The organism is Pseudomonas sp. UMAB-08, from assembly GCF_900095225.1.
Classification (GTDB): Bacteria; Pseudomonadota; Gammaproteobacteria; order Pseudomonadales; family Pseudomonadaceae; genus Aquipseudomonas.
Genome location: NZ_LT607421.1, coordinates 42,308 through 62,435, shown reverse-complemented (window position 1 = coordinate 62,435; position 20,128 = coordinate 42,308). Strand labels below are relative to the sequence as shown.

At 55.4% G+C, this 20,128-nt stretch carries 15 protein-coding genes and 1 pseudogene; 11 read left to right on the top strand and 5 right to left on the bottom strand.

Going from position 1 to position 20,128, the window contains the following annotated elements; genetic code table 11:
• Nucleotides 1-12: 12 nt before the first annotated feature.
• On the bottom strand, nt 13-2,289 hold the full coding sequence (locus tag K0F75_RS14845) for a TonB-dependent receptor (protein ID WP_219062627.1): 2,277 nt from the start codon (nt 2,287-2,289) through the stop codon (nt 13-15).
• Nucleotides 2,290-2,905: 616 nt separating this feature from the next.
• Between K0F75_RS14845 and K0F75_RS14840 the strand changes: the two genes are divergently transcribed.
• The 8 genes and pseudogenes from K0F75_RS14840 to K0F75_RS14810 all read left to right on the top strand — a co-directional run bounded on the left by K0F75_RS14840 (nt 2,906) and on the right by K0F75_RS14810 (nt 9,563).
• On the top strand, nt 2,906-3,715 hold the full coding sequence (locus K0F75_RS14840; RefSeq protein ID WP_219062626.1) for a glycosyltransferase: 810 nt from the start codon (nt 2,906-2,908) through the stop codon (nt 3,713-3,715).
• A gap of 83 nt (nt 3,716-3,798) precedes the next feature.
• Nucleotides 3,799-4,602: a 2OG-Fe(II) oxygenase gene (locus K0F75_RS14835; protein WP_219062625.1), complete on the top strand. Its 804-nt coding sequence runs from the start codon at nt 3,799-3,801 to the stop codon at nt 4,600-4,602.
• A gap of 298 nt (nt 4,603-4,900) precedes the next feature.
• A pseudogene (locus K0F75_RS26280) lies at nt 4,901-5,989 on the top strand (methyl-accepting chemotaxis protein); the annotation flags it as partial.
• Entirely contained in the window at nt 5,972-6,844 is an 873-nt protein-coding gene (locus tag K0F75_RS26275; protein WP_374028713.1) for a methyl-accepting chemotaxis protein, read from the top strand. The pseudogene K0F75_RS26280 and the gene K0F75_RS26275, both read left to right, overlap by 18 nt.
• A gap of 423 nt (nt 6,845-7,267) precedes the next feature.
• Nucleotides 7,268-7,660, top strand: coding sequence for a DUF2846 domain-containing protein (locus K0F75_RS14825; protein WP_219062809.1), 393 nt, complete (start codon nt 7,268-7,270; stop codon nt 7,658-7,660).
• Between the two features lie 218 nt (nt 7,661-7,878).
• Nucleotides 7,879-8,511, top strand: coding sequence for a CsgG/HfaB family protein (locus K0F75_RS14820; protein ID WP_219062808.1), 633 nt, complete (start codon nt 7,879-7,881; stop codon nt 8,509-8,511).
• A 24-nt stretch (nt 8,512-8,535) separates the two neighbouring features.
• On the top strand, nt 8,536-8,901 hold the full coding sequence (locus K0F75_RS14815; protein WP_219062623.1) for a DUF4810 domain-containing protein: 366 nt from the start codon (nt 8,536-8,538) through the stop codon (nt 8,899-8,901).
• A 2-nt stretch (nt 8,902-8,903) separates the two neighbouring features.
• Nucleotides 8,904-9,563, top strand: a complete 660-nt coding sequence (locus K0F75_RS14810) for a DUF799 domain-containing protein (RefSeq protein WP_219062622.1) — start codon at nt 8,904-8,906, stop codon at nt 9,561-9,563.
• Between the two features lie 70 nt (nt 9,564-9,633).
• Here the strand turns inward: K0F75_RS14810 and K0F75_RS14805 are convergent, their stop codons facing one another.
• Complete coding sequence (locus K0F75_RS14805) at nt 9,634-10,002, bottom strand: PilZ domain-containing protein (RefSeq protein ID WP_219062621.1); 369 nt, start codon at nt 10,000-10,002, stop codon at nt 9,634-9,636.
• A gap of 203 nt (nt 10,003-10,205) precedes the next feature.
• Between K0F75_RS14805 and K0F75_RS14800 the strand changes: the two genes are divergently transcribed.
• From K0F75_RS14800 to yjiA, 3 genes are all read left to right on the top strand, one after another.
• Nucleotides 10,206-12,275 carry a carbon starvation CstA family protein gene (locus K0F75_RS14800; protein ID WP_219062620.1) on the top strand — a complete coding sequence of 690 codons (2,070 nt, stop codon included), beginning with the start codon at nt 10,206-10,208 and terminating at the stop codon, nt 12,273-12,275.
• A gap of 27 nt (nt 12,276-12,302) precedes the next feature.
• Nucleotides 12,303-12,500 (top strand): YbdD/YjiX family protein, encoded by a 198-nt coding sequence (locus tag K0F75_RS14795; protein ID WP_219062619.1) that lies wholly within the window; start codon nt 12,303-12,305, stop codon nt 12,498-12,500.
• A 104-nt stretch (nt 12,501-12,604) separates the two neighbouring features.
• Nucleotides 12,605-13,597 carry a GTPase gene (yjiA, locus tag K0F75_RS14790; protein ID WP_219062618.1) on the top strand — a complete coding sequence of 331 codons (993 nt, stop codon included), beginning with the start codon at nt 12,605-12,607 and terminating at the stop codon, nt 13,595-13,597.
• Between the two features lie 93 nt (nt 13,598-13,690).
• On the opposite strand, the gene K0F75_RS14785 is transcribed toward yjiA, so the two are convergent.
• The 3 genes from K0F75_RS14785 to K0F75_RS14775 form a co-directional block, all read right to left on the bottom strand.
• The gene (locus K0F75_RS14785) at nt 13,691-14,293 is read right to left on the bottom strand and encodes a hypothetical protein (RefSeq protein ID WP_219062617.1); all 603 of its coding nucleotides are present in this window, start codon (nt 14,291-14,293) and stop codon (nt 13,691-13,693) included.
• A 218-nt stretch (nt 14,294-14,511) separates the two neighbouring features.
• On the bottom strand, nt 14,512-15,765 hold the full coding sequence (gene glyA / locus K0F75_RS14780) for a serine hydroxymethyltransferase (RefSeq protein WP_219062616.1): 1,254 nt from the start codon (nt 15,763-15,765) through the stop codon (nt 14,512-14,514).
• A gap of 121 nt (nt 15,766-15,886) precedes the next feature.
• Complete coding sequence (locus K0F75_RS14775) at nt 15,887-19,744, bottom strand: EAL domain-containing protein (RefSeq protein ID WP_374028653.1); 3,858 nt, start codon at nt 19,742-19,744, stop codon at nt 15,887-15,889.
• Nucleotides 19,745-20,128: the final 384 nt, after the last annotated feature.

Genomic DNA, 20,128 nt, shown 5'->3' with positions numbered 1-20,128 from the left:
GTTTTGAAGGCCTCAGAACTTGACGTTGAACCCGGCGTACATCGCGCGAGGCGCCGCGGGGGTGGTTGTTTGGGGGTTTGATAGCCCAAGGGAGGGGATGTCGCCAACGGCGGCGAATCCACCGTAGGTCGCATATTGCCGATCAAGGGCGTTATCAAGTTTGGCGAACAGTTTGATGGTGTCAGTAAGCTGGTAGGCGCTGTGGACATTGAAAACCGTATACCCGCCCAACTTGGCATTTTTGTTTGAATCGTCGCCAACATAATACTGGCTGCTGTTGGCGATCACGTCCCCACCCAAGGTCCATGCAGACGTCATTTTATAGTCGCCGCCCAACTTGAACTGTAGGGGCGAAATGCCGGGGATCTTGTTGCCGGGGGTGACAAAAATAGTACCGTTTGCATCGGCATCAGGGTTGTTGGCCGACGTCAGGGTCAGCTTGGATTGGTAGGTTGCATCGACATAGGCCAGTGTTGTGTAGGCCGACCAGTCGGTGGTCCGGTACTGGAAGTAGGCATCGACACCCTGCCGACGGGTTTTGCCCGCATTCAGATAGTAGCCATAGCCCGGAACCAGACTGCTTGGCTGACTGACGATGTCATCAGTGTTGTTAGTGAGAAATGCGCCAAGCTTCCAGTCAATCATCGAGTCGGTGGCCACCGCGCTGTGCCCACGAAGACCCGCCTCGTATGTTCTTGAGACGACTTGCTTCAGGCTCGGGTCTGATACCAGAAAGCCTTCGAGCAGGCAGGGTTTCGCCGGATCTGCACAGCCAAGTTCAAGCGGCGTGGGGGCTCGGTTGGCTTCCGAGTAACCGCCGTAGACCGTCAGATCCGGGGTCAGCTTGTACGTGAGACCGGTGAGCGGGTTCAATCGCGCGTAGTGGTGGTTGCCGGTGAGCCCGGGGGAGGTCCCCAGCGAGTCGTTCAAGTTGATCTGGGCGATATTCAGCCGCGCGCCGACAGTGGCCGACAGACGATCTGTCACATCGAGCGTATCGGAAGCAAACAGCCCCTGATAAGTGTTCTTCGCTCTCAGCTTGACTGGCTGAATCAATCCGTCGGTTGTCTCGTAAGTGATTCCGGTACCCGCGACATAAGGGTCTATCGTCGTGTCCGATATCGTACCGAGTTCATTTTTTCCAGAAAACGACAGGCTGGAATAGTCGATGCTGCCGCCAGCCACGAAATGATTGTTCAGGTCGAGGAACACTCCATCATAAGTGGTCTGGAGAGAGCCGCCGACCGTGTTGGAGTTGACGTGAGTCCGGTCTATCGATCCGGCGATCCCTTGGTTCAATCCGGTGCCAGGCAGCAAGCTTGATGATAGATTCGCTCCGGTCGATGCGTTCTGCGTAATGGCAGTACCAAGGCACAACAGCGTTGAGTCCGCCTCGCATGCCGTCACATCAGAGGTGTTGCCATCGACATGTTCCTGGTCGAAATGACGCACATAGATATTGCTTTGCACCGCCCAGTTGTCGTTGATTGATACCTTGCCGTTAAGGGCTGCCATCAACATATTATTTTCTGTTGTCTGGGGAAACGTGTAGACGCTGGCGTATTTTCGGGACAACTCCTCAACGGGTGTTGGACCAATAACGCCAAGCGTATTCGCTGCACCCGAGAGGCTCAGATGGTACTCACTCTTGTCGTCTCGGTACCCAAGGTCGGTGTAGAACCGCTTGATGGTAGAAGAGGAGTGATCACGCCAGCCGTCTTCATGAACTTCTTCACCCGATGTATAGAAAGCCCAGTTGTCCTTCTGGGCACCGTATTGGAGGGAACTGCCGATTCGTCCAAATGATCCTCCCGAGACTTCCGCCTCTAATCCGTCATAAGTGAACCCATTCTTAAGTTGCAGGTTGATCGCCCCCCCTAGGGCATTAAGACCAAAGACCGGATTGCTGGTCCACACGTCGGCGCGGTCGATGGCCACCGTTGGCACCAGATCAAAATTCACGGTATCGCCAAACGCTTCGTTGACCCGGACGCCATTGAGATAAACGGCCAGTCCCTGCGGTGTTCCTTGCACGGGAGATGCACTGAAGCCACGCAAGTTGATGTCCTGGGAAAACGGGTTGCCCTGTACATCGGAGATCACCATGCCAGGCGTCTGTTGAGCCAGCGTATCCAGCACGGAAGTTGATTTATTGCGGTCGAAGTCGTCAGAAATCAGCGATTGAGTGTCTGTCGACACTTTGTCCCGATCGATTGCATCGCCGGCTACAGGGGAACTACCGATGACGTGAATCGGCGCAAGCTCCGTTTCTTGTGCGTGCACTGTCATCGATGCGCAAACGCAGACAGTGCAGAGAAGTGCATGCTTTAACATCGGGTACATGTCTGCCCTGTGTATTCATTTGCCCCGATTATCAATGCGCATGGCCCCAGGATTCGGGTGCAAGCATGATAGAGAAAGCGAGGGTTTATTGGTTGTTTAAAAGATATAACTCTGGCGCATAAATTGCTGTCAATGCCTCGTTGCAAAACCACGACCATTGAATACATGAACCCCTACTATCGTAGGTGCCGATGAGTGTATTTCTCTTAGGTGACTAATGGGCAATGTGACCCATATTGATTTCGCAAGGTGTTACATGCGGTGCCAGGGCTGTCTGGGTTCTTTTGAGCAAGCTCCAGCGAGCACGCGCCGCGATGGGAGCGCTGATGAAAGAGTAAGTTGTTCCAGAAACAGCATGCGAGAGTCTTATGCGATGAAATTTTCAGATACAATTATTGGTTGGGTTTTGGCCGGCGATGATGGCTCTCGGAGTGACTGGCGGTTTTAAAAAAGCTACCATTATTGCCCGCGCAAAGTGCAAGCGGGCAATGATAAACAACTGCTGGAGCCAAGCGTGATTAGTTGTGCATCGGTCTCCAGGCGATTACGGAGTGTCAGAACAATGAGTAACACTGATTTTTTGTCTGGAGAAAATCCAGTGTTCAGTATTGTTCTGGTTAATTACAAAACACTCGAAATGACCAAGATATGCTTGGGGCTACTGCACCAGCACGTGGGCAACAGCAACGTCCCGGTGTGGGTGGTTGATAACGGTTCCGCCGACGACAGTACTGAGTATCTGCGCACCCTTGACTGGATCAACCTGATCGAACGAGTCACCCCCGACTCAGAGCAGGGTCATATTGCGCATGGCAAAGCACTTGATATGGTTTTGGATCGAGTTGAAACCGACTATTTGTTCCTGCTGCACACCGATACATTCATTTTCGATAAGAATGTGTTTGCCATGATGTTGAATAAGTGCATAAAGAATCCAAAGGTGGTAGCGGTCGGCTGTGTGGAGCAAATAAACCGCGGCACTGCAAGAACCCTTTGGCGCTTTAGTTCGCGACTATTCAAACACCACTACAGACGCCTGAAGTTGTCCCTTGGCTTGCGCTCAAAAGAGCCAAAACCCTACAGGGAAGTCCACTTGAAGAGCTTCTGTACGCTATGGAATTGCAAGCTGATCAAGCAACACGATATGCATTTTTTGATGGATGATCGTGTGCCTGGTTATACCCTGCAAGACCGCATGAGCGCGCTGGGTTATACCGTTGAGTTTTTATCGCCCCGTAAAATATTCAGCTATCTGGATCACATTCAGTCGGGCACTGTTGCAGCAGCTGGCAGTTATGGAAAGACTCATCGGCGAACCAGGATGTACAATAATATACTTAAGCGTCTGAGTAAGAGTGGCTACAAAGAGTAATTTTTGCAGGCGCTGAGTAAGCAGTATGTGCGATATTACTTAACGTCATCCATGATGTTTATTATTAGTCTATTGGAGCGGCAATGACATCCATCCCCCACACACTGCCCATCGCCATCACCCCGGAACTTGATTTTGACTTGGACGCCGCCAGCGCGTTTGGTCACTCGCTCGCCAGTGGCTACACTCAGGCCACGCCATTTCCGCACATCGTAATCGATAGTTTTTTGCCGGAAGACCTGATTGCAGGCATTTGCTCGCACTTTCCAATCGAACCCACTCACAATGAAATGCTCTACGAGCGCGGTTACAAGGGGCAGCACAAAAGGCAAATAAATCCCACTCAATGCGATCCCTTTCTGAGAAATATTTTCAGCGCCTTCAACTCGGCACCCATGCTGCAATTTCTTGAAAAACTCACGGGCATCGAAGGTCTGATACCCGATCCTTATTTCAGCGGTGGCGGATTGCATGAAACGAAAACGGGTGGTTTCCTGGGAGTGCACTCTGATTTCAGGCTGAACAAAAAGCTTAATATTGAGCGCAGGCTGAATATCATCATTTACCTGAACAAAGACTGGAAAGAGGAATATGGCGGACACCTGGAGCTTTGGGACGTCGACATGAAGACGTGCCTGAAGAAAATCCTCCCCGTGTATAATCGTTGTGTCATTTTCAATACAGACAAAGACAGCAATCATGGGCACCCAGAGCCCTTGAGTACGCCCGTGCACCTGTCGCGCAAGTCCATTGCGCTTTATTACTACACCGCGTCAACCGTTGCAGTTGATCCTGCACAGCGAAACAAAACCCACTACAAGCCAAGGCCTAAAGATCGTTTAAGCCTTAAGTACTACATGAACAAGCTAATCAGGAAGAAAAACTAAAGGGTGTTTTCAGGCGTTCATGCGCGGGTTTTCCAAGGGCTGAATCATGCATTCGAAAGCCGGAGTGTGGGGCGTTTCAAGCCACCGGCGAGGTGGTCAACCAAGGGACCCACGGCAGCAGCTATCACTGCATTCTGGCACCCCTTAGTTTCTTATGGTGCACTGGCACAAGCAGACTAAAGTCGCTCATCCCACACCCTACAGTTCCTCATGGACACGGCCGATATCGGCCATATCCAGCCGATTGGCTGTCACATCTGTTTGTGGCCGTCAGTTCGCAGCCCTTTGAGGAAATACAATGTTTAAACGTTTTAGTCAGACCTTGGGTAATGTCGGTGTAAATGCCAAGCTTGGTTTGGGCTTCGGCCTGTTGGTGCTACTGACCTTATTGATCGCGCTGACCGGCTGGCACAGCGCCAATAATATGGTTGACCGCAGCAACAAGATCAGTGCAATTGCTAACCTGAGTGCCCTGACTAAAGATTTGCGCGTTAACCGCCTGCGCTATCAGGCTGAGCGCAACGAACAAAACAGCGCCGCAGTGACAGGCGTGCTGGAGCGTATCCAGGACAGTCAGCGGTCTCTGAACGGCGTGATGAATAATCCTGTGGACCTGCAACTTATCGAGGAGCAAGGCCGCATCGTCGAGGACTACCGGGCCCGGTTCGGCACGCTCGAGCGAACCTTTAAAGACCGTGAAGCAGCGCTCGCGAAGTTGGTGCAGAGCGCTGCGGAAATTACCGAGGCGCTAAATGAAACCACCCATGACCTTGTGAGCGCCCCGGCGATTGAAGGGCAAGATGACTCTCTGCGTCTAAGCCAGTTCCAGGCCGTCAGCCTGCTCGCCGTGCATATCCAGCAGGCCCGCATAGCGGTGTACAGCTTCATCTACACCAATGATCCGAACAAAGAGCAAGGAACCCTGGCGACTATTGACCAGGTCACCGCCGAACTGATCAAGGTCCGCGCCGCGACCGGGTCTCGAGAGCAGGGCAGCCTGACGCAAGCGGAACACGTGCTGCAACAGTACCGCAAGGATGTGCAGAACTATGCTGCGCAAGTACACACCAGCCTGGAAACGCTCGATCTGATGGCCGCTTCGGGCGTCAGTCTGGAAGCGCTTAGCCAGAAGCTCATAGACAGCCAAAGCCTTGCACGCGACAGCGAAGCGCAAAGTGCTCGCCAATGGCTGGTGATCAGCACGCTGCTGGCGTTGGCCCTGGGCATCCTCGCGGCTTGGGTCATCACGGCGCAGATAGTCCATCCGCTGCTGGAAACCCTGAAAGCCGCAGAGCGCATCGCTGCGGGTGATCTTAGTCATGACATCAAGACCGAGCGGCGTGACGAGCTTGGCCAGTTACAGCGCAGCATGCAGGGTATGACGGTGAGCTTGCGCGAGCTGATTGGAGGCATCAGCAAGGGTGTCACCCAGATTGCCAGTGCGGCGGAAGAGTTGTCTGCCGTTACCGAACAGACCAGTGCGGGTGTGAACAGCCAAAGAGTCGAAACCGATCAAGTCGCGACCGCCATGAACGAAATGACCGCCACCGTACAAGAAGTGGCACGTAACGCCGAAGAAGCCTCAAATGCTGCCGCCGCCGCTGATAAAGAGGCGCGAGCAGGCGAAAAGGTTATTGGCGAGGCTATCGATCAAATCGAACTGTTGGCTGTCGAGGTCGGCAACTCCAACAACGCGATGAACCATCTAAAGGAAGAAAGCGAAAAAATCGGTGGCGTACTCGATGTGATCAAGGCCGTGGCTCAACAAACCAATCTGTTGGCGCTCAACGCCGCCATTGAAGCCGCACGAGCGGGAGAGGCGGGACGGGGTTTCGCTGTGGTTGCCGACGAAGTCCGAAGCCTGGCTCAGCGCACCCAGAAATCCACCGAAGAAATCGAAGGGCTGATCACTAGCCTGCAAAGCGGTACACAGGAAGTGTCTGCTGTAATGGAAAGCAGCCGTATCCTTACGGATAGCAGCGTCGAATTGACTCGTCGCGCCGTCACATCACTGGAAAGTATCACGCGCACAGTGTCGACCATCCAGTCGATGAACCAGCAAATTGCCGCCGCCGCCGAGGAGCAGAGTGCCGTGGCCGAGGAGATCAATCGCAGCGTACTCAATGTGCGCGACATCTCCGAGCAAACCGCTGGCGCCAGCGAGGAAACCGCAGCCTCCAGCGTCGAACTGGCACGCTTGGGCAATGAGCTGCAGGTCATGGTCAGCCATTTTCGCACCTGAGAGCAGGCGGTTACACGGACTCAAGGCCTGCCAAGTGCAGGCTGCCATCCTCCTCAACCATGGTTTACAGGCAATCAATTACGCCCGGAGATTGATAAATTGACGTCACAAAGCCGTCGGATTACCATGGATGGCACATTGATATCTATGGCGGCTAGACGGATTATGGCCCTGTCTATGGGGCGGAAGAGGATATCGGTTATATAAATTACATCCCAAGGCACTTCAATAAGTCAGGTCTCTTTTATTGCAATGCCTTGTCTTGATTGCCTTCCTCGCGCCCTGAGTCTCAGGCGATGTTCAGCGTCAACAATTACCACCAAAATAGGGAAGTTTTAAGTGATAAAGAATATCTCCAGGATGTTCGTCGTCTTCGCGCTTGTTCTGCTTTATGGCTGTGCGTCTGCGCCATCAGTTAGCACGATGCAAGGTGAGTTGGCAGGTTATTCGCTGCCAAAGCCCGCTGTTGCGGAGAAGGGGCTGGTTTATGTGATTCGTCCAAGTTCGGCAGGTCCGCTGGTTCGTTTTAACGTATTCCTGGATGACCAAGAGGCCCATTCTGAAATGGGTTATACGCGTGGAAATGAGTACATCTATTTCTACGTTACACCCGGTTCGCATACCCTCAACTCGAAGGCTGAAAACTGGGCCGAGTTGAAAGTAAACGTGCGTGCAGGGGAGATTGTCTACGTTAAGCAGGATGTTGAAGTCGGGTTTGTGATGGCAAGGAACAGCCTGAGCCTGTTGGGCGATACGGAAGGACGTTACTTCGTCAAAGAGGCCTCTCTCGGCACGCTTACCAAAGAAACTAAATGACGTTGTAATCGTAAATAATATCAAGAGGCTTTCGTTTACTTTTGTGGCCTATTTGTCCAGGAAGTAAACCTGTCCCTATTGGACGATAAAGCCGTCGGCGTCCCGATTCGCCCGCCTCGGCTGGTTGAGCAGCGCTCAGCGTGGGCCCTTTCAAGGAGATTTAAGTGAGAAAAACAACACGACTGTTGTTGCTGGGAGCACTCCCCGTGGCGCTCGGTATGTTGGCGGGCTGTTCCGTCACGGAAAGCGCCAGGGCTTTGCCTGTTCTGAAGGTTGAAAGTGCCAGCCGCGCCTACAGCGGTATGCGCACGCCGATTGCGGTCGGCAAGTTCGATAACCGTTCGAGCTATATGCGCGGGATTTTTTCCGACGGAGTTGATCGCCTCGGAGGGCAGGCCAAGACCATCCTGATTACTCATATGCAGCAGACCAATCACTTCAATGTGCTTGATCGCGACAACATGGGCGAAATCCAGCAAGAAGCCCTGATCAAGGGCCAGGCGCAGCGGCTCAAGGGCGCGGATTATGTCGTGACCGGGGATGTCACTGAGTTTGGCCGTAAGGAAACGGGCGACCGTCAACTCTTCGGCCTCCTAGGACGTGGCAAGTCGCAGGTGGCCTACGCCAAGGTCGCGCTGAATATCGTCAATATCTCTACGTCTGAGGTGGTCTTCTCCAGCCAGGGTGCGGGTGAATATGAGCTGTCGAACCGCGAAATTATTGGCTTCGGCGGCACCGCCAGCTATGACTCGACTCTCAACGGAAAGGTTCTCGATCTTGCCATGCGTGAGGCAGTGAACAATCTGGTCAATGCACTCGACAATGGCGCCTGGAAACCAGGCAGCCAGTAACGGGCAACAACAAGGATGAAAGTTATGGGCAAGGCGTTTGTGTCGTGGGGCGTGATGGTTGCCGGGGTAATGGGCAGTGGTTTGTTGGCGGGATGCGCGCCAGCACCGAAAACGTTATACCAGTGGGAAAGCTACCAGCCGCAGGTGTATCAATACTTTGAAGGGGACCCTAAAGAGGCCCAGATCGAAGCATTGGAACGGGACATACAAAAGATCCGTTCGACCAACAGTTTGGCGCCACCTGGTTATCACGCGCAGTTGGGGCTGCTGTACCTGAGTGTCGGTAAAGATGATCAGATGGTGCAAGAGTTTCGGACCGAGAAGGTACTGTTCCCTGAGTCGGCAACGTACATGGATTTTTTGCTGAAGAACGCTAAGAAAGGAAGCTAGACGTGATGTCGCGATTTCTCAAGTTGTGCATGGGTTTATGGGTCGTGGCCGTGGTCGCTGGCTGCGCGCCCCAGAAAACAATTGATTACTCGGCATTCAAGCAGAGCCGGCCGAGTAGCATTGTGGTATTGCCACCGCTGAATGAGTCGCCTGATGTAAAGGCCACTTACAGCATGCTGTCGCAAATCACGTATCCGTTGGCTGAGGCTGGGTATTACGTGATGCCGGTGGCACTGGTGGATGAAACCTTCCGGCAGAATGGCCTGACCACGCCGAATGATATTCATCAAGTGGCGCCAGCCAAGCTGAGAGAGATTTTTGGTGCTGACGCAGCCTTGTATATCTCCGTCATCAAGTACGGCACTAGCTATATAGTGATCAGCAGTCAGACGGTCGTAACGGCAACCGCGAAACTCGTGGACCTGAAAACCGGAACGACGCTCTGGACCGGGACTGCAACCGCGTCGAGCGATGAAGGGAATAACAATAGCGGCGGCGGGCTAGTCGGCATGTTGATCACTGCTGCTGTGAAACAGATTATCAACAGTTCGACAGACGCCAGCCATCCCATTGCAGGCATTACAAGCCAGCGCCTACTGTCCGCCGGGCACAATGCAGGTCTCCTGTACGGCCCGCGTTCGCCGAAGTTTGGCACAGACTGAAAAAGGGATGAGGCACGCCTCGGTGGGTGCTAATCCTCAGTGAGGAGTTGAGGTACTTTGAAGCGGTACCTCAACCCTCAACCAATGCCTTTATCTCTCTCTCCAACTCCTCCATATCTCCCAGATTCAGCTCGATCAAGCGGCGCAGGTGACTGATCGACTCGAGCCCGATATGCAAACAAACAAATCCCAGCTGTTGGTTGTCTTCGTGGGTCAGTTGGACGTCCATGCGCACATCGACGTCTTCGCTCAAGTGAATGTCGACGGCGAAGGGTTGATCCGGGTCGCCGAGCCATGGGGTTGGGCGCTGGATGAGCAGGCCTTTGAGGGACAGGTCAAGCAGCCGCACCGGCCAGCGGTTCGGGCCTTGGCTGAGTTCGGTTTTGGCGTCGAAAGCGATGCGTTTGAAACGTCGACGCTCTGCGTTGGATTCGGTCATGGTTTCACCCTCTGAAGCGCTGACTATAGCGTCATAAACCGGCCTGTACCTGCCGACATTTTCCCTGCGGGTTGATTGCGAGCTGTTCTTGGTCTTTCGTCGCCGAAAACCCGCGCTGGACCCTGTTCGGGGGGTGGCCTTTCGCGCTGTTGAGTCTAAACTCGGAGGTCTGTTCCTAGATCACTCGCTGGAAAATAAAAAAAATGAAAAACAATACTAGCCTGCTGCGTCATGTGCCCTGGCTGATCCTTGCAGTTGTTGGAGCGTTTGCCTTGGGGGTCGTGGCTTTACGTCGCGGTGAAGCCATCAACGCACTCTGGATCGTGGTCGCGTCTATCGCGATTTATCTGGTTGCCTACCGTTATTACAGCCTGTTCATCGCCACCAAAGTGATGCAGCTGGACCCTAATCGCGCCACCCCTGCGGTCCTCAATAACGATGGTCTGGACTACGTGCCGACCAACAAACACATTCTTTTTGGTCACCACTTTGCGGCCATCGCTGGCGCCGGTCCTCTGGTCGGCCCGGTGCTTGCGGCGCAGATGGGGTATCTGCCCGGCACGCTCTGGCTGATTGCCGGTGTGGTGTTCGCCGGTGCGGTGCAGGATTTCATGATTCTGTTCCTGTCCACCCGACGTAACGGTCGCTCCCTGGGCGAGATGGTCCGTGAAGAAATGGGCCGTGTGCCGGGCACTATTGCCTTGTTTGGTTGCTTCCTGATCATGATCATCATCCTCGCGGTGTTGGCGCTGATCGTGGTCAAGGCGCTGGCGGGCAGTCCGTGGGGCATGTTCACGGTGCTGGCGACGATCCCGATTGCGATGTTCATGGGTGTCTACATGCGCTACATCCGCCCGGGTCGGATTGGCGAGATCTCGTTGGTGGGCGTGATTCTGCTGCTGGCGTCGATCTGGACCGGCGGGCAGATTGCTGCGGATCCGGTCTGGGCCAAGGCCTTCACCTTCACCGGCGTACAAATCACCTGGATGCTGGTCGGTTATGGTTTCGTTGCGGCGGTACTGCCGGTCTGGCTGCTGTTGGCGCCCCGGGATTACCTGTCGACCTTCCTGAAAATCGGCACCATCCTCGCCTTGGCGATTGGCATCCTGATCATTGCGCCTGAGCTGAAAATGCCTGCGCTGACTCAGTTCACCGACGGCACCGGTCCGGTCTGGAAAGGCGCGCTGTTCCCATTCCTGTTCATCACCATTGCCTGCGGTGCGGTGTCCGGGTTCCACGCGTTGATTGCGTCGGGTACCACGCCGAAGCTGCTTGAGAGCGAAGCCCACTCCCGTTACATCGGCTACGGCGCCATGCTCATGGAGTCCTTCGTGGCGATCATGGCCATGGTGGCGGCTTCGGTGATCGATCCAGGCGTGTACTTCGCGATGAACAGCCCGGCAGCGATTGTCGGCAGCGACGCGGTCACGGTTGCGCAAACCGTCAGCAGCTGGGGCTTTACCATTACCCCGGAAGCGCTGATTGCGGTGGCTAAAGATATCGGCGAAACCACGGTGCTGGCCCGTGCTGGTGGCGCGCCAACCCTGGCGGTCGGTATCGCGCAGATCCTGCATCAGGTGCTGCCGGGTAAAGACACCATGGCGTTCTGGTACCACTTCGCGATTCTGTTCGAGGCGCTGTTCATCCTCACCGCCGTGGATGCGGGAACCCGAGCTGGTCGTTTCATGCTTCAGGATTTGCTGGGTACTTTCGTGCCGTCGCTTAAACGCACGGATTCATGGCCTGCCAACCTGATCGCGACCGCAGGCTGCGTCGCGATGTGGGGCTACTTGCTCTATCAAGGCGTGATCGACCCGTTGGGCGGGATCAATACCTTGTGGCCATTGTTCGGCATCTCCAACCAGATGCTGGCCGGCATTGCACTGATGCTCGCGACTGTTGTGCTGATCAAAATGAAACGCCAACGCTACATCTGGGTCACCATGCTGCCAGCGGTGTGGCTGCTGATCTGCACCACCACGGCCGGCTACATCAAGCTGTTCGACCCGAGCCCGGCGGTTGGTTTTCTGGCACTGGCGACCAAGTACCGCACAGCTCTGGACGCCGGTCAGGTGTTGGCTCCGGCTAACAGCATTGATCAGATGCAGCACGTGATCTTCAACGCCTACACCAACGCTACCCTGACCGCGCTGTTCATGGTGGTGGTGTTCGCGATCCTGTTCTATGCGATCAAGGTCGGTGTGGCAGCATGGGGCACCAAAGGGCGTACGGACAAAGAGGCGCCTTTCCAGGCGCTGCCGAACGCACGATGAACCCGGGCTTCAACGGAGGAATTGCACATGTTCAATGACCTGAGTCGCCTCGGGAAATACCTCGGCCAGGCCGCCCGCCTGATGGTGGGGATGCCTGACTATGACAATTACGTCGAGCATATGCAGATCAGGCACCCGGACAAGCCGGTGATGACCTACGAAGCGTTCTTTCGTGAACGCCAAGAGGCTCGTTACGGCGGCAAAGGTGGCCCGAAATGCTGCTGAGCCTCTGATGGATAGTCATCTCTGATCCCGCGCGCCACGCCAGTCGTGGCGCGTTTTCGTTTATGGGGTCTGGTTATGAAGCGCATTTAAACGCAGGAGTACGCATGACTGTTTCGCAACCCATTCCGGTCACTGTACTCAGTGGCTTTCTCGGCGCGGGCAAAACCACCTTGCTGCGCCATCTGCTCAAGGCTGAACACGGCCTGAAAATCGCCGTCATCGAGAACGAATTCAGCGATGCCGGGATCGACACCCAATTGCTCGGCACCGAGCCCGTGCAGGTCATGACCCTGTCCAACGGCTGCGTGTGTTGCACCATCCACACCGATTTGACCAAGGCGTTGTACTTGCTGCTTGAGCGGCTCGACAGCGGTGAGATCGCCTTTGACCGATTGGTGATTGAATGCACCGGGCTGGCCGATCCGGCACCGGTGGCGCAAACCTTCTTCATTGATGAGGAGCTGCGCGAGCGTTATCTCCTCGACGGTATCATCACCTTGGTCGACGCGGCCCATGCCGAGCAACACCTGACCCAAACCATCGCCCAGGCGCAGATCGGTTTTGCTGATCGCCTGTTGGTGAGCAAGCGCGATTTGGTGGATGACGCCGCGTTTAATGCCCTGAGCGAACGACTGACCCGGATCAACCGTCGTGCTCCGATTCGAGTGGTTGAACACGGCAATATTGATCTGGCTGAATTGCTGGACGTACGCGGCTTCAACCTCAACGCCGACGTGGGCGGCGGCATGATGCTGCGTCCGCTGAAGCCGGTGAGCAGCGCAGGCAGCATCGATCGCATCACCAGCCTCGTCCTGCGCACCGAAAAACCGCTGGATATCGACAAGCTCAGCGAGTTCATGAACGAACTGCTGGAAGATCACGGCAAACAACTGCTGCGCTACAAAGGCGTTCTCAACATCGCCAACGAACCCCGGCGCATGGTGTTTCAAGGCGTACTGAAATTGTATGGCTTTGATTGGGACACTGAATGGGGTGAAGGCGAAAAGCGCGAAAGTGTGATTGTGTTTATTGCGGATGAACTGCCGGAAGAGAAGATCAGGGCAGGGTTTTCGCGGGTGATTTCAAACACCTTATAGGAGACTTGTTGGCGAGGCGACGTGTCGGATACAACGCTTCGCCAACAAATTGGTTTCAGTGGAGCATCACCATGATTCAAATAAAAAATTGCCTTACGGATTTATATAATCAACATTCCTTTTTGATATGTGAAGCGTAAGATGTGCGTTGCCAAACCCCTTGTCGACGACGTATGCATACCATCTGTCTGGGGCGTGGGGGTCGGGTGTTATCCGGTTATAAAGTTCTAGGTTGACCCCAGAGCCACCTGCAATTAGCTGAAGGTGAATGGATGCTTCTGAATCCCCTTCGATATCGCCTAGCGTTATTTTTTGTCCCTTTCTAATCAAGTTGAAGTCGCCGACTCGCTTGCCGCCGGAATCGGCGTATATGTATCCGTTATTGCTTTTTGCTATGGACTTGCCAAATTGCTTTCCGTCTCGCACCCAAATGTTATAAAAGCCTGTCGATTCGATGTATCGGAAATAAAGCAGCACGGGATTTTCAGCAAGAACATTCGCATATAAATATTGATCAGGTATGTTTTCGAAATGAGCGCTGACATCGCCCGCCGAATTTACAGCGCTAGTGTTAGTGTCGCTAACTAACGTGGTGTATGAAAAGTCAATAGGTACGTTAATGGGGTTGTTTCGTGCGTCCAGGCCTGCCTCATAGGTAAGTGTGGCCAAGAACGAGTTTTCTACTTCCGTGCTCATGATAAATCTCCTAACCAATTAATTTTCGGGCGAGAAAAAATCATAAGGGTTTGTTGGGGGGGGCATCTACTGTCAGAAGTGACAGGTTTCAAGAGTCTTTTGGAATAAGGATCGACAATAAATGGGGTGTTATAGCTGTAGGCTTGACTGTATTTATATAGCAAAAAAAGCCCGGCTCAAGAGCCGGGCTTTTTTATGTCGCGAGTAATACGGGGCGATTAAGCGCCGTATACCGGCAATTTAGCGCAGATGGTTTTGACTTTTTCACGTACGGCGTCGATCACGGCCTCATTGTTCAGGTCAGCCAGGATGTCGCAGATCCAGCCAGCGAGTTCCTTGCATTCTGCTTCTTTGAAGCCGCGAGTGGTTACGGCTGGGGTGCCGAAGCGCAGGCCGGAGGTCACGAACGGGGAGCGTGGGTCATTTGGCACCGAGTTCTTGTTCACGGTGATGAACGCGCGACCCAAGGCAGCGTCAGCGTCTTTGCCGGAGATGTCCTGTTTGATCAGCGACAGCAGGAACAGGTGGTTTTCGGTACCGCCGGACACTACGTCGAAGCCGCGCTCGATGAACACGCTGGCCATGGTCTTGGCGTTCTTGACCACTTGTTGCTGGTAAGTCTTGAACTCAGGCTGCAAGGCTTCTTTGAAGCAGACGGCCTTGGCTGCGATTACGTGTTCCAGCGGACCGCCCTGGGAGCCCGGGAAGACGGCCGAGTTCAGCTTCTTCTCGATGTCGGCGTTGGCTTTAGCCAGAATCAGACCGCCACGTGGACCGCGCAGGGTTTTGTGAGTCGTGGTGGTGACCACGTCAGCGAATGGAACCGGGTTCGGGTACACGCCCGCAGCAACCAGACCGGCCACGTGCGCCATGTCGACGAACAGGTAAGCGCCGACTTTGTCAGCGATTGCGCGGAAGCGCGGGAAGTCCAGGATTTGCGAGTACGCGGAGAAACCCGCCACGATCATTTTTGGCTTGTGTTCAACGGCCAGACGCTCGACTTCGTCGTAGTCGATCAGGCCGTTGCCGTCAATGCCGTACTGTACGGCGTTGTACAGCTTGCCGGACGAGCTGACGCTGGCGCCGTGGGTCAAGTGACCACCGTGAGCCAGGCTCATGCCCAGAATGGTGTCGCCCGCTTGCAGCAACGCCAGATAGACCGCGCTGTTGGCTTGGGAGCCTGCGTGTGGCTGGACGTTGGCGTAGTCGGCGCCGAACAGCTCTTTAGCGCGATCGATAGCCAGTTGCTCAACCACGTCGACGTATTCGCAGCCGCCGTAGTAACGCTTGCCTGGATAGCCTTCAGCGTACTTGTTGGTCAGGACCGAGCCTTGAGCTTCCATCACTGCGGGGCTGGTGTAGTTTTCCGAAGCGATCAGCTCGATGTGCTCTTCTTGGCGCTGAGCTTCTTGCTCCATGGCGGCAAAGAGATCGGAGTCGTACTTGGCGAGAGTCAAATCACGGCTGAACATGGCGGTCCTCAAGGATCGGGGCAGTAGAAAAGGAGGGCATTCTAACCCATCGGCTTTTATCTGGCATATGAAAGGCAGTCATGTCGGAGACAAGCGGTTTTCACGTGGGTCACCGCCGCCATCAATCGAACATGAACAACGCGTCATTGCTGAATTGCGCTTCGAAGCGATTAGGTGGCATCGGGCGGCCGAACAGGTAGCCCTGAACTTCGTCGCAACCATGTTCGCGCAGGAACTCCAGCTGTTCATGGGTCTCCACGCCCTCGGCGATGACCGACAGGTTGAGGCTGTGGGCCATGGCGATAATGGCGCGAGCGATCTGCGCGTCCTGCTCACCCGACGGCAGGCCGTCGACGAACGTCCGGTCGATTTTCAGCACATCAATCGGGAATTGCTTGAGGTAGTTCAGCGACGAGTAGCCGGTGCCGAAGTCATCAATCGCGATGCTCAGGCCCAAGCACTTGAGGCCGTCCAGAATGAGCATGGCTTCGTTGACTTCACGCATCAGGATGCTTTCAGTCAGTTCCAGTTCAAGGCACGCCGGCGGCAGGCCGGTGTCTTTGAGAATGTTGGCAATGCGCGTGCCCAACTGACCGTCGGAGAACTGCCGCGCGGAAATGTTGACTGACACTTTGGGCACGCGGACCTTGGCCTGGTGCCAGCTCTTGAGCTGGCGACAGGCTTCGATCAGTACCCAATCCCCGACTTCCACGACCAGCCCGAGTTCTTCAAGCACCGGAATGAAGTCGCCCGGCGGCACCAGACCGCGTCGAGGGTGGTTCCAGCGCAGCAGGGCTTCGGCACCTGTCAGGCGCTTACCGTCACCGCTGAACTGCGGTTGGTAATACAGCGTGAATTCTTCTTGCTCAAGGGCGTGACGCAAATCGCTTTCGAGTTCCAGACGCTCAAGGGCGGTGGCGTTCATGTCGGCTTGGTAGAACTGGAAGTTGTTTTTGCCGCGCTCTTTTGCGTGGTACATGGCCGTGTCGGCGTTTTTCATCAACTGGCTCAGCTCATTGCCATCCTGCGGGCTGAGCGCGATGCCGATACTGGCGGTCACAAAAAACTCGCGACCTTCGAGGACGAATGGTTTCACCAGGCTGCCGAGGATCTGTTCAGCCACATGGATCGCGCGGTTCAGGGCGATCTGCCGAGTGGCCCCCGGTTGCAGCAGCAGGGTGAATTCGTCACCGCCCATACGTGCCACGGTGTCATCGTCGTCAACGCAACCCAGCAGTCGCGAGGCCATTTCCTGGAGCATGCGGTCGCCAGCGGCGTGGCCGAGGGAGTCGTTGATCGGCTTGAAACGGTCCAGGTCGAGGAACATCAGCACCACCCAGGCCTGCTGACGCTCGGCCTGCTGAAGTGCGGTGTGCAGACGGTCCTGGAACAGGGTGCGGTTGGGCAGGTGCGTCAGGGCGTCGTAATAGGCCAACCGATGGATGCGTTGTTCACTGGCCTTGCGCTCGCTGATGTCGCTGAAGAAGCACACGTAGCTGGCAAGGTCGCCCTCATCGTCGAGCACCGCAGTGATGCCGACCCACGCAGGGTAATGCTCGCCACTGCGACGCTTGAGCCAGACTTCGCCTTCCCAACTGCTGCGTTGGTGCAGTTGCTTGAGGATGTAACGCAAGTGCGCTTCCTGCTGATCATCGACGGTCAGCAGGGTGGGCAGTTGATCGAGTACTTCTGACACGTCATAACCGCTGACGCGACTGAACGCGTCGTTGGCCTGCACGATGTAGCCAGCCGGGTCAGTGATCAGGATCGCCGACGTGGAGTGTTCGAATACCGTGGCGGCCATGCGCAGGTCTTTTTCGGCACGACGTTGCTGGCTGATGTCACGCCCGACACCGAGGATGCCTTCGAAGGTCCCGTGCTCATCCCACACCAGAATCAGGCGCAGTTCGATCGGGATCTTGCGTCCGTCGGCTCGCAGGCAGTCGAAGAGAAACAGCTGGGTCGGCAGGTCCGCGCGCAATTTCGCCAGCTCGTCGGGTCTGCCCACGGCCCTGGCGACACGTTCGAGTAGCGCATTCATCTTGATCAATTGCTGCGGGTTGGCGATGGTTGATTGCCAGCCGTGCTTAAGAATCCATTCAGAGCTGTAGCCCAGGACGGTCTGCGCCGACGGGCTGACGTAATTGGGTTTCAGCGCGCTGTCGGTGGAGAAAATTACATCGCTGATGCTTTCAGCCAGCATCCGGTAACGCTGTTCGCTGTCGCGCAGGGACTCGCTGGCTTCGAGCTGTTCGGTAATGTCCTTGGCCACGCCGATGATGCGCGTCACAACGTCGTTCTTGTCACGCACCAACGCTTGCTCGCGGATATCGAAGCGACGCCAGTGATTATTGTGATCACGGAAACGCAGTTGGCATTGCAGCAACTCGGCATGCCCGGTTTGCCGTTGCAGTCGGCGCATGGCTTGATAGTGTTCGGCGTCGTCCGGGTGCAGCAGGATCTCCCAGAAGTACTCGCCCATCTTCTGTAGCTCGGCCTTGTTGTAGCCCAACGTTTCGCCAAGATGGTGGTTGCTGTAAATCATTCGCTGGCTGACGACGTCCTGCACGTACAGATGATCCGGTACGGTACGCACCACATTGGACCAGAAACCTTCGCGCTCGACCAAAGACAGTTCGACGCGCTTGCGGCTGCTGATGTCGCTGATGCTGAGGATCACGGCCTTATAGTCGGCCGGTTCCGGCAAGCGCATCACCAGCCACAGGTACTGATCGTCGCCTTGCGGGCTGGCCAGACGGATTTCCAGTTCGAGTTGACTCTGCCGGGTGAGTACCGCGTGAATCAGTTGCAGGCCAATCCCTTGCCGGGTGCTCGGGCAGCCCTCGATCAGGTGCTGCCACGCCTGGGCGCCGGATTCGATTTTCAGCAGATCGAGCGCGACCTGATTGACTTCGGTAATGCGCAGTTGTTGTAGCAGTTCCGGGCACAGCTGCGGTTGCGTCGTCAGTACACGGTCCAGATCATCGCGGCTGTGTACCTGCAGCTTGCCCAGGTAGCCCAGCAGCCCTGACAGGTCGAGCACGCAGAGCGCGACGCCGGTGCCGTCGAAAATGTCCTGATAACGACGTTTGCTCTCAAGCATTTGTCGTTGGCGACGGCGCAGGCTGGCAAGGGCCAGCAGCGGCAGCAGAGAACACAACAGCCCGATCAGGCATTTGCCGATCAGCGCAGGCAGCAACTCTTGGCGCGCCTTGCTGGCATCGAACAGGCCGCGCAATTGCCAGTCGCTATGGGTCAACGGTGACAGCAACACATTCTGGATACCCTCACGGCTGGCGTCTTCCGGGCTGTCCATGCCGGCGGCATCGCGATGGATCACCGTTTGACTGACACTGTTTTCCAGCAGCCACATGGGCTGGAAATCCTGAGTTGTCTGGTGAGTAAGTTTTGTCAGCACGTCAGGCGCGAGGCGCAGTACCCAATAGCCTTTTGTCGTCTCGCCAGGCTGACGCACCAACAAATAAACCTGTGAGCCATCCGGTGCGTTGCCGAAATAATAAGGATGCGCCTGACCACGCTGCATCAATTGCGCGAGGAAGGTCGCGTCGCTGGATGGACCTGCATCGCTGCGGGTGCTGTCTTTAACCACTTCGCCTTCGGCATTCAACCAGACAGCACTGCGCAATGACGGCAGGTTCTGGCGCAGGGTGTCCAGCATCAGCGCTTGTTGTGCGGCGGTTGGGGTTTGCGCTTTCGTGTTATCCAGGACGTTGAGCGCGCCCTGCGCACTGAGTGCCATGTTCAGGCTCAAACGATCGGCCAGCTGGGCGCTGTAGTCGAGACTACGCTGACGCTGGCGGTCCTGAGTCTGCTGGAATTGATCCATCAGTTGCCAGAACAACAGCACAACCATCAGCAATACCAAGGCTGCGAGCACAGCTTTCACTGAGCCGCGAAAATGCACCGTGGGTACGCGTCTAGGGGTGCGCAGGGGAGAAGGGGACAGTGATGTGGACAAACTTTAATCCTGAAGACGGGACTGAAGCGGCGAATGCGAAATGCACTATAAGCCGGACGCCCAAAGGGCGGCTAGCATGCCTTGATGTGTGGCGAAGTGCCAGTCCCATTGGGCTGGATGGTTTGCCCTGACGGGTGCATTCGGGTAGCTTTGCCCGATGTGCGGTTTAGGCCGTTTCTAACGATAGTGATTTCACTGCCTGCAAGCATTGATCCATATCCAGATAACGTGATGTCGGCAATCGATGTCCGGTCGGCGCACGTTCAATCAAAGCGTCAATCTCTCTGGCGGCAAGCGCCGGAGATAAATAAAATTGTACCGCTATTTTCGAGGCGCGCTCTAAGCCCGCGCTTTATCACAGTTACAGACACCGGGTTTTCTTTC

Bases quoted from the DNA above. Each gene is read 5' to 3' on its own strand.
- K0F75_RS14845 (WP_219062627.1), bottom strand. From the start codon at position 2,289: ATGACAGTGCACGCACAAGAAACGGAGCTTGCGCCGATTCACGTCATC.
- K0F75_RS14840 (WP_219062626.1), top strand. From the start codon at position 2,906: ATGAGTAACACTGATTTTTTGTCTGGAGAAAATCCAGTGTTCAGTATT.
- K0F75_RS14835 (WP_219062625.1), top strand. From the start codon at position 3,799: ATGACATCCATCCCCCACACACTGCCCATCGCCATCACCCCGGAACTT.
- K0F75_RS26275 (WP_374028713.1), top strand. From the start codon at position 5,972: ATGCAGGGTATGACGGTGAGCTTGCGCGAGCTGATTGGAGGCATCAGC.
- K0F75_RS14825 (WP_219062809.1), top strand. From the start codon at position 7,268: ATGCAAGGTGAGTTGGCAGGTTATTCGCTGCCAAAGCCCGCTGTTGCG.
- K0F75_RS14820 (WP_219062808.1), top strand. From the start codon at position 7,879: ATGTTGGCGGGCTGTTCCGTCACGGAAAGCGCCAGGGCTTTGCCTGTT.
- K0F75_RS14815 (WP_219062623.1), top strand. From the start codon at position 8,536: ATGGGCAAGGCGTTTGTGTCGTGGGGCGTGATGGTTGCCGGGGTAATG.
- K0F75_RS14805 (WP_219062621.1), bottom strand. From the start codon at position 10,002: ATGACCGAATCCAACGCAGAGCGTCGACGTTTCAAACGCATCGCTTTC.
- K0F75_RS14800 (WP_219062620.1), top strand. From the start codon at position 10,206: ATGAAAAACAATACTAGCCTGCTGCGTCATGTGCCCTGGCTGATCCTT.
- K0F75_RS14795 (WP_219062619.1), top strand. From the start codon at position 12,303: ATGTTCAATGACCTGAGTCGCCTCGGGAAATACCTCGGCCAGGCCGCC.
- yjiA (WP_219062618.1), top strand. From the start codon at position 12,605: ATGACTGTTTCGCAACCCATTCCGGTCACTGTACTCAGTGGCTTTCTC.
- K0F75_RS14785 (WP_219062617.1), bottom strand. From the start codon at position 14,293: ATGAGCACGGAAGTAGAAAACTCGTTCTTGGCCACACTTACCTATGAG.
- glyA (WP_219062616.1), bottom strand. From the start codon at position 15,765: ATGTTCAGCCGTGATTTGACTCTCGCCAAGTACGACTCCGATCTCTTT.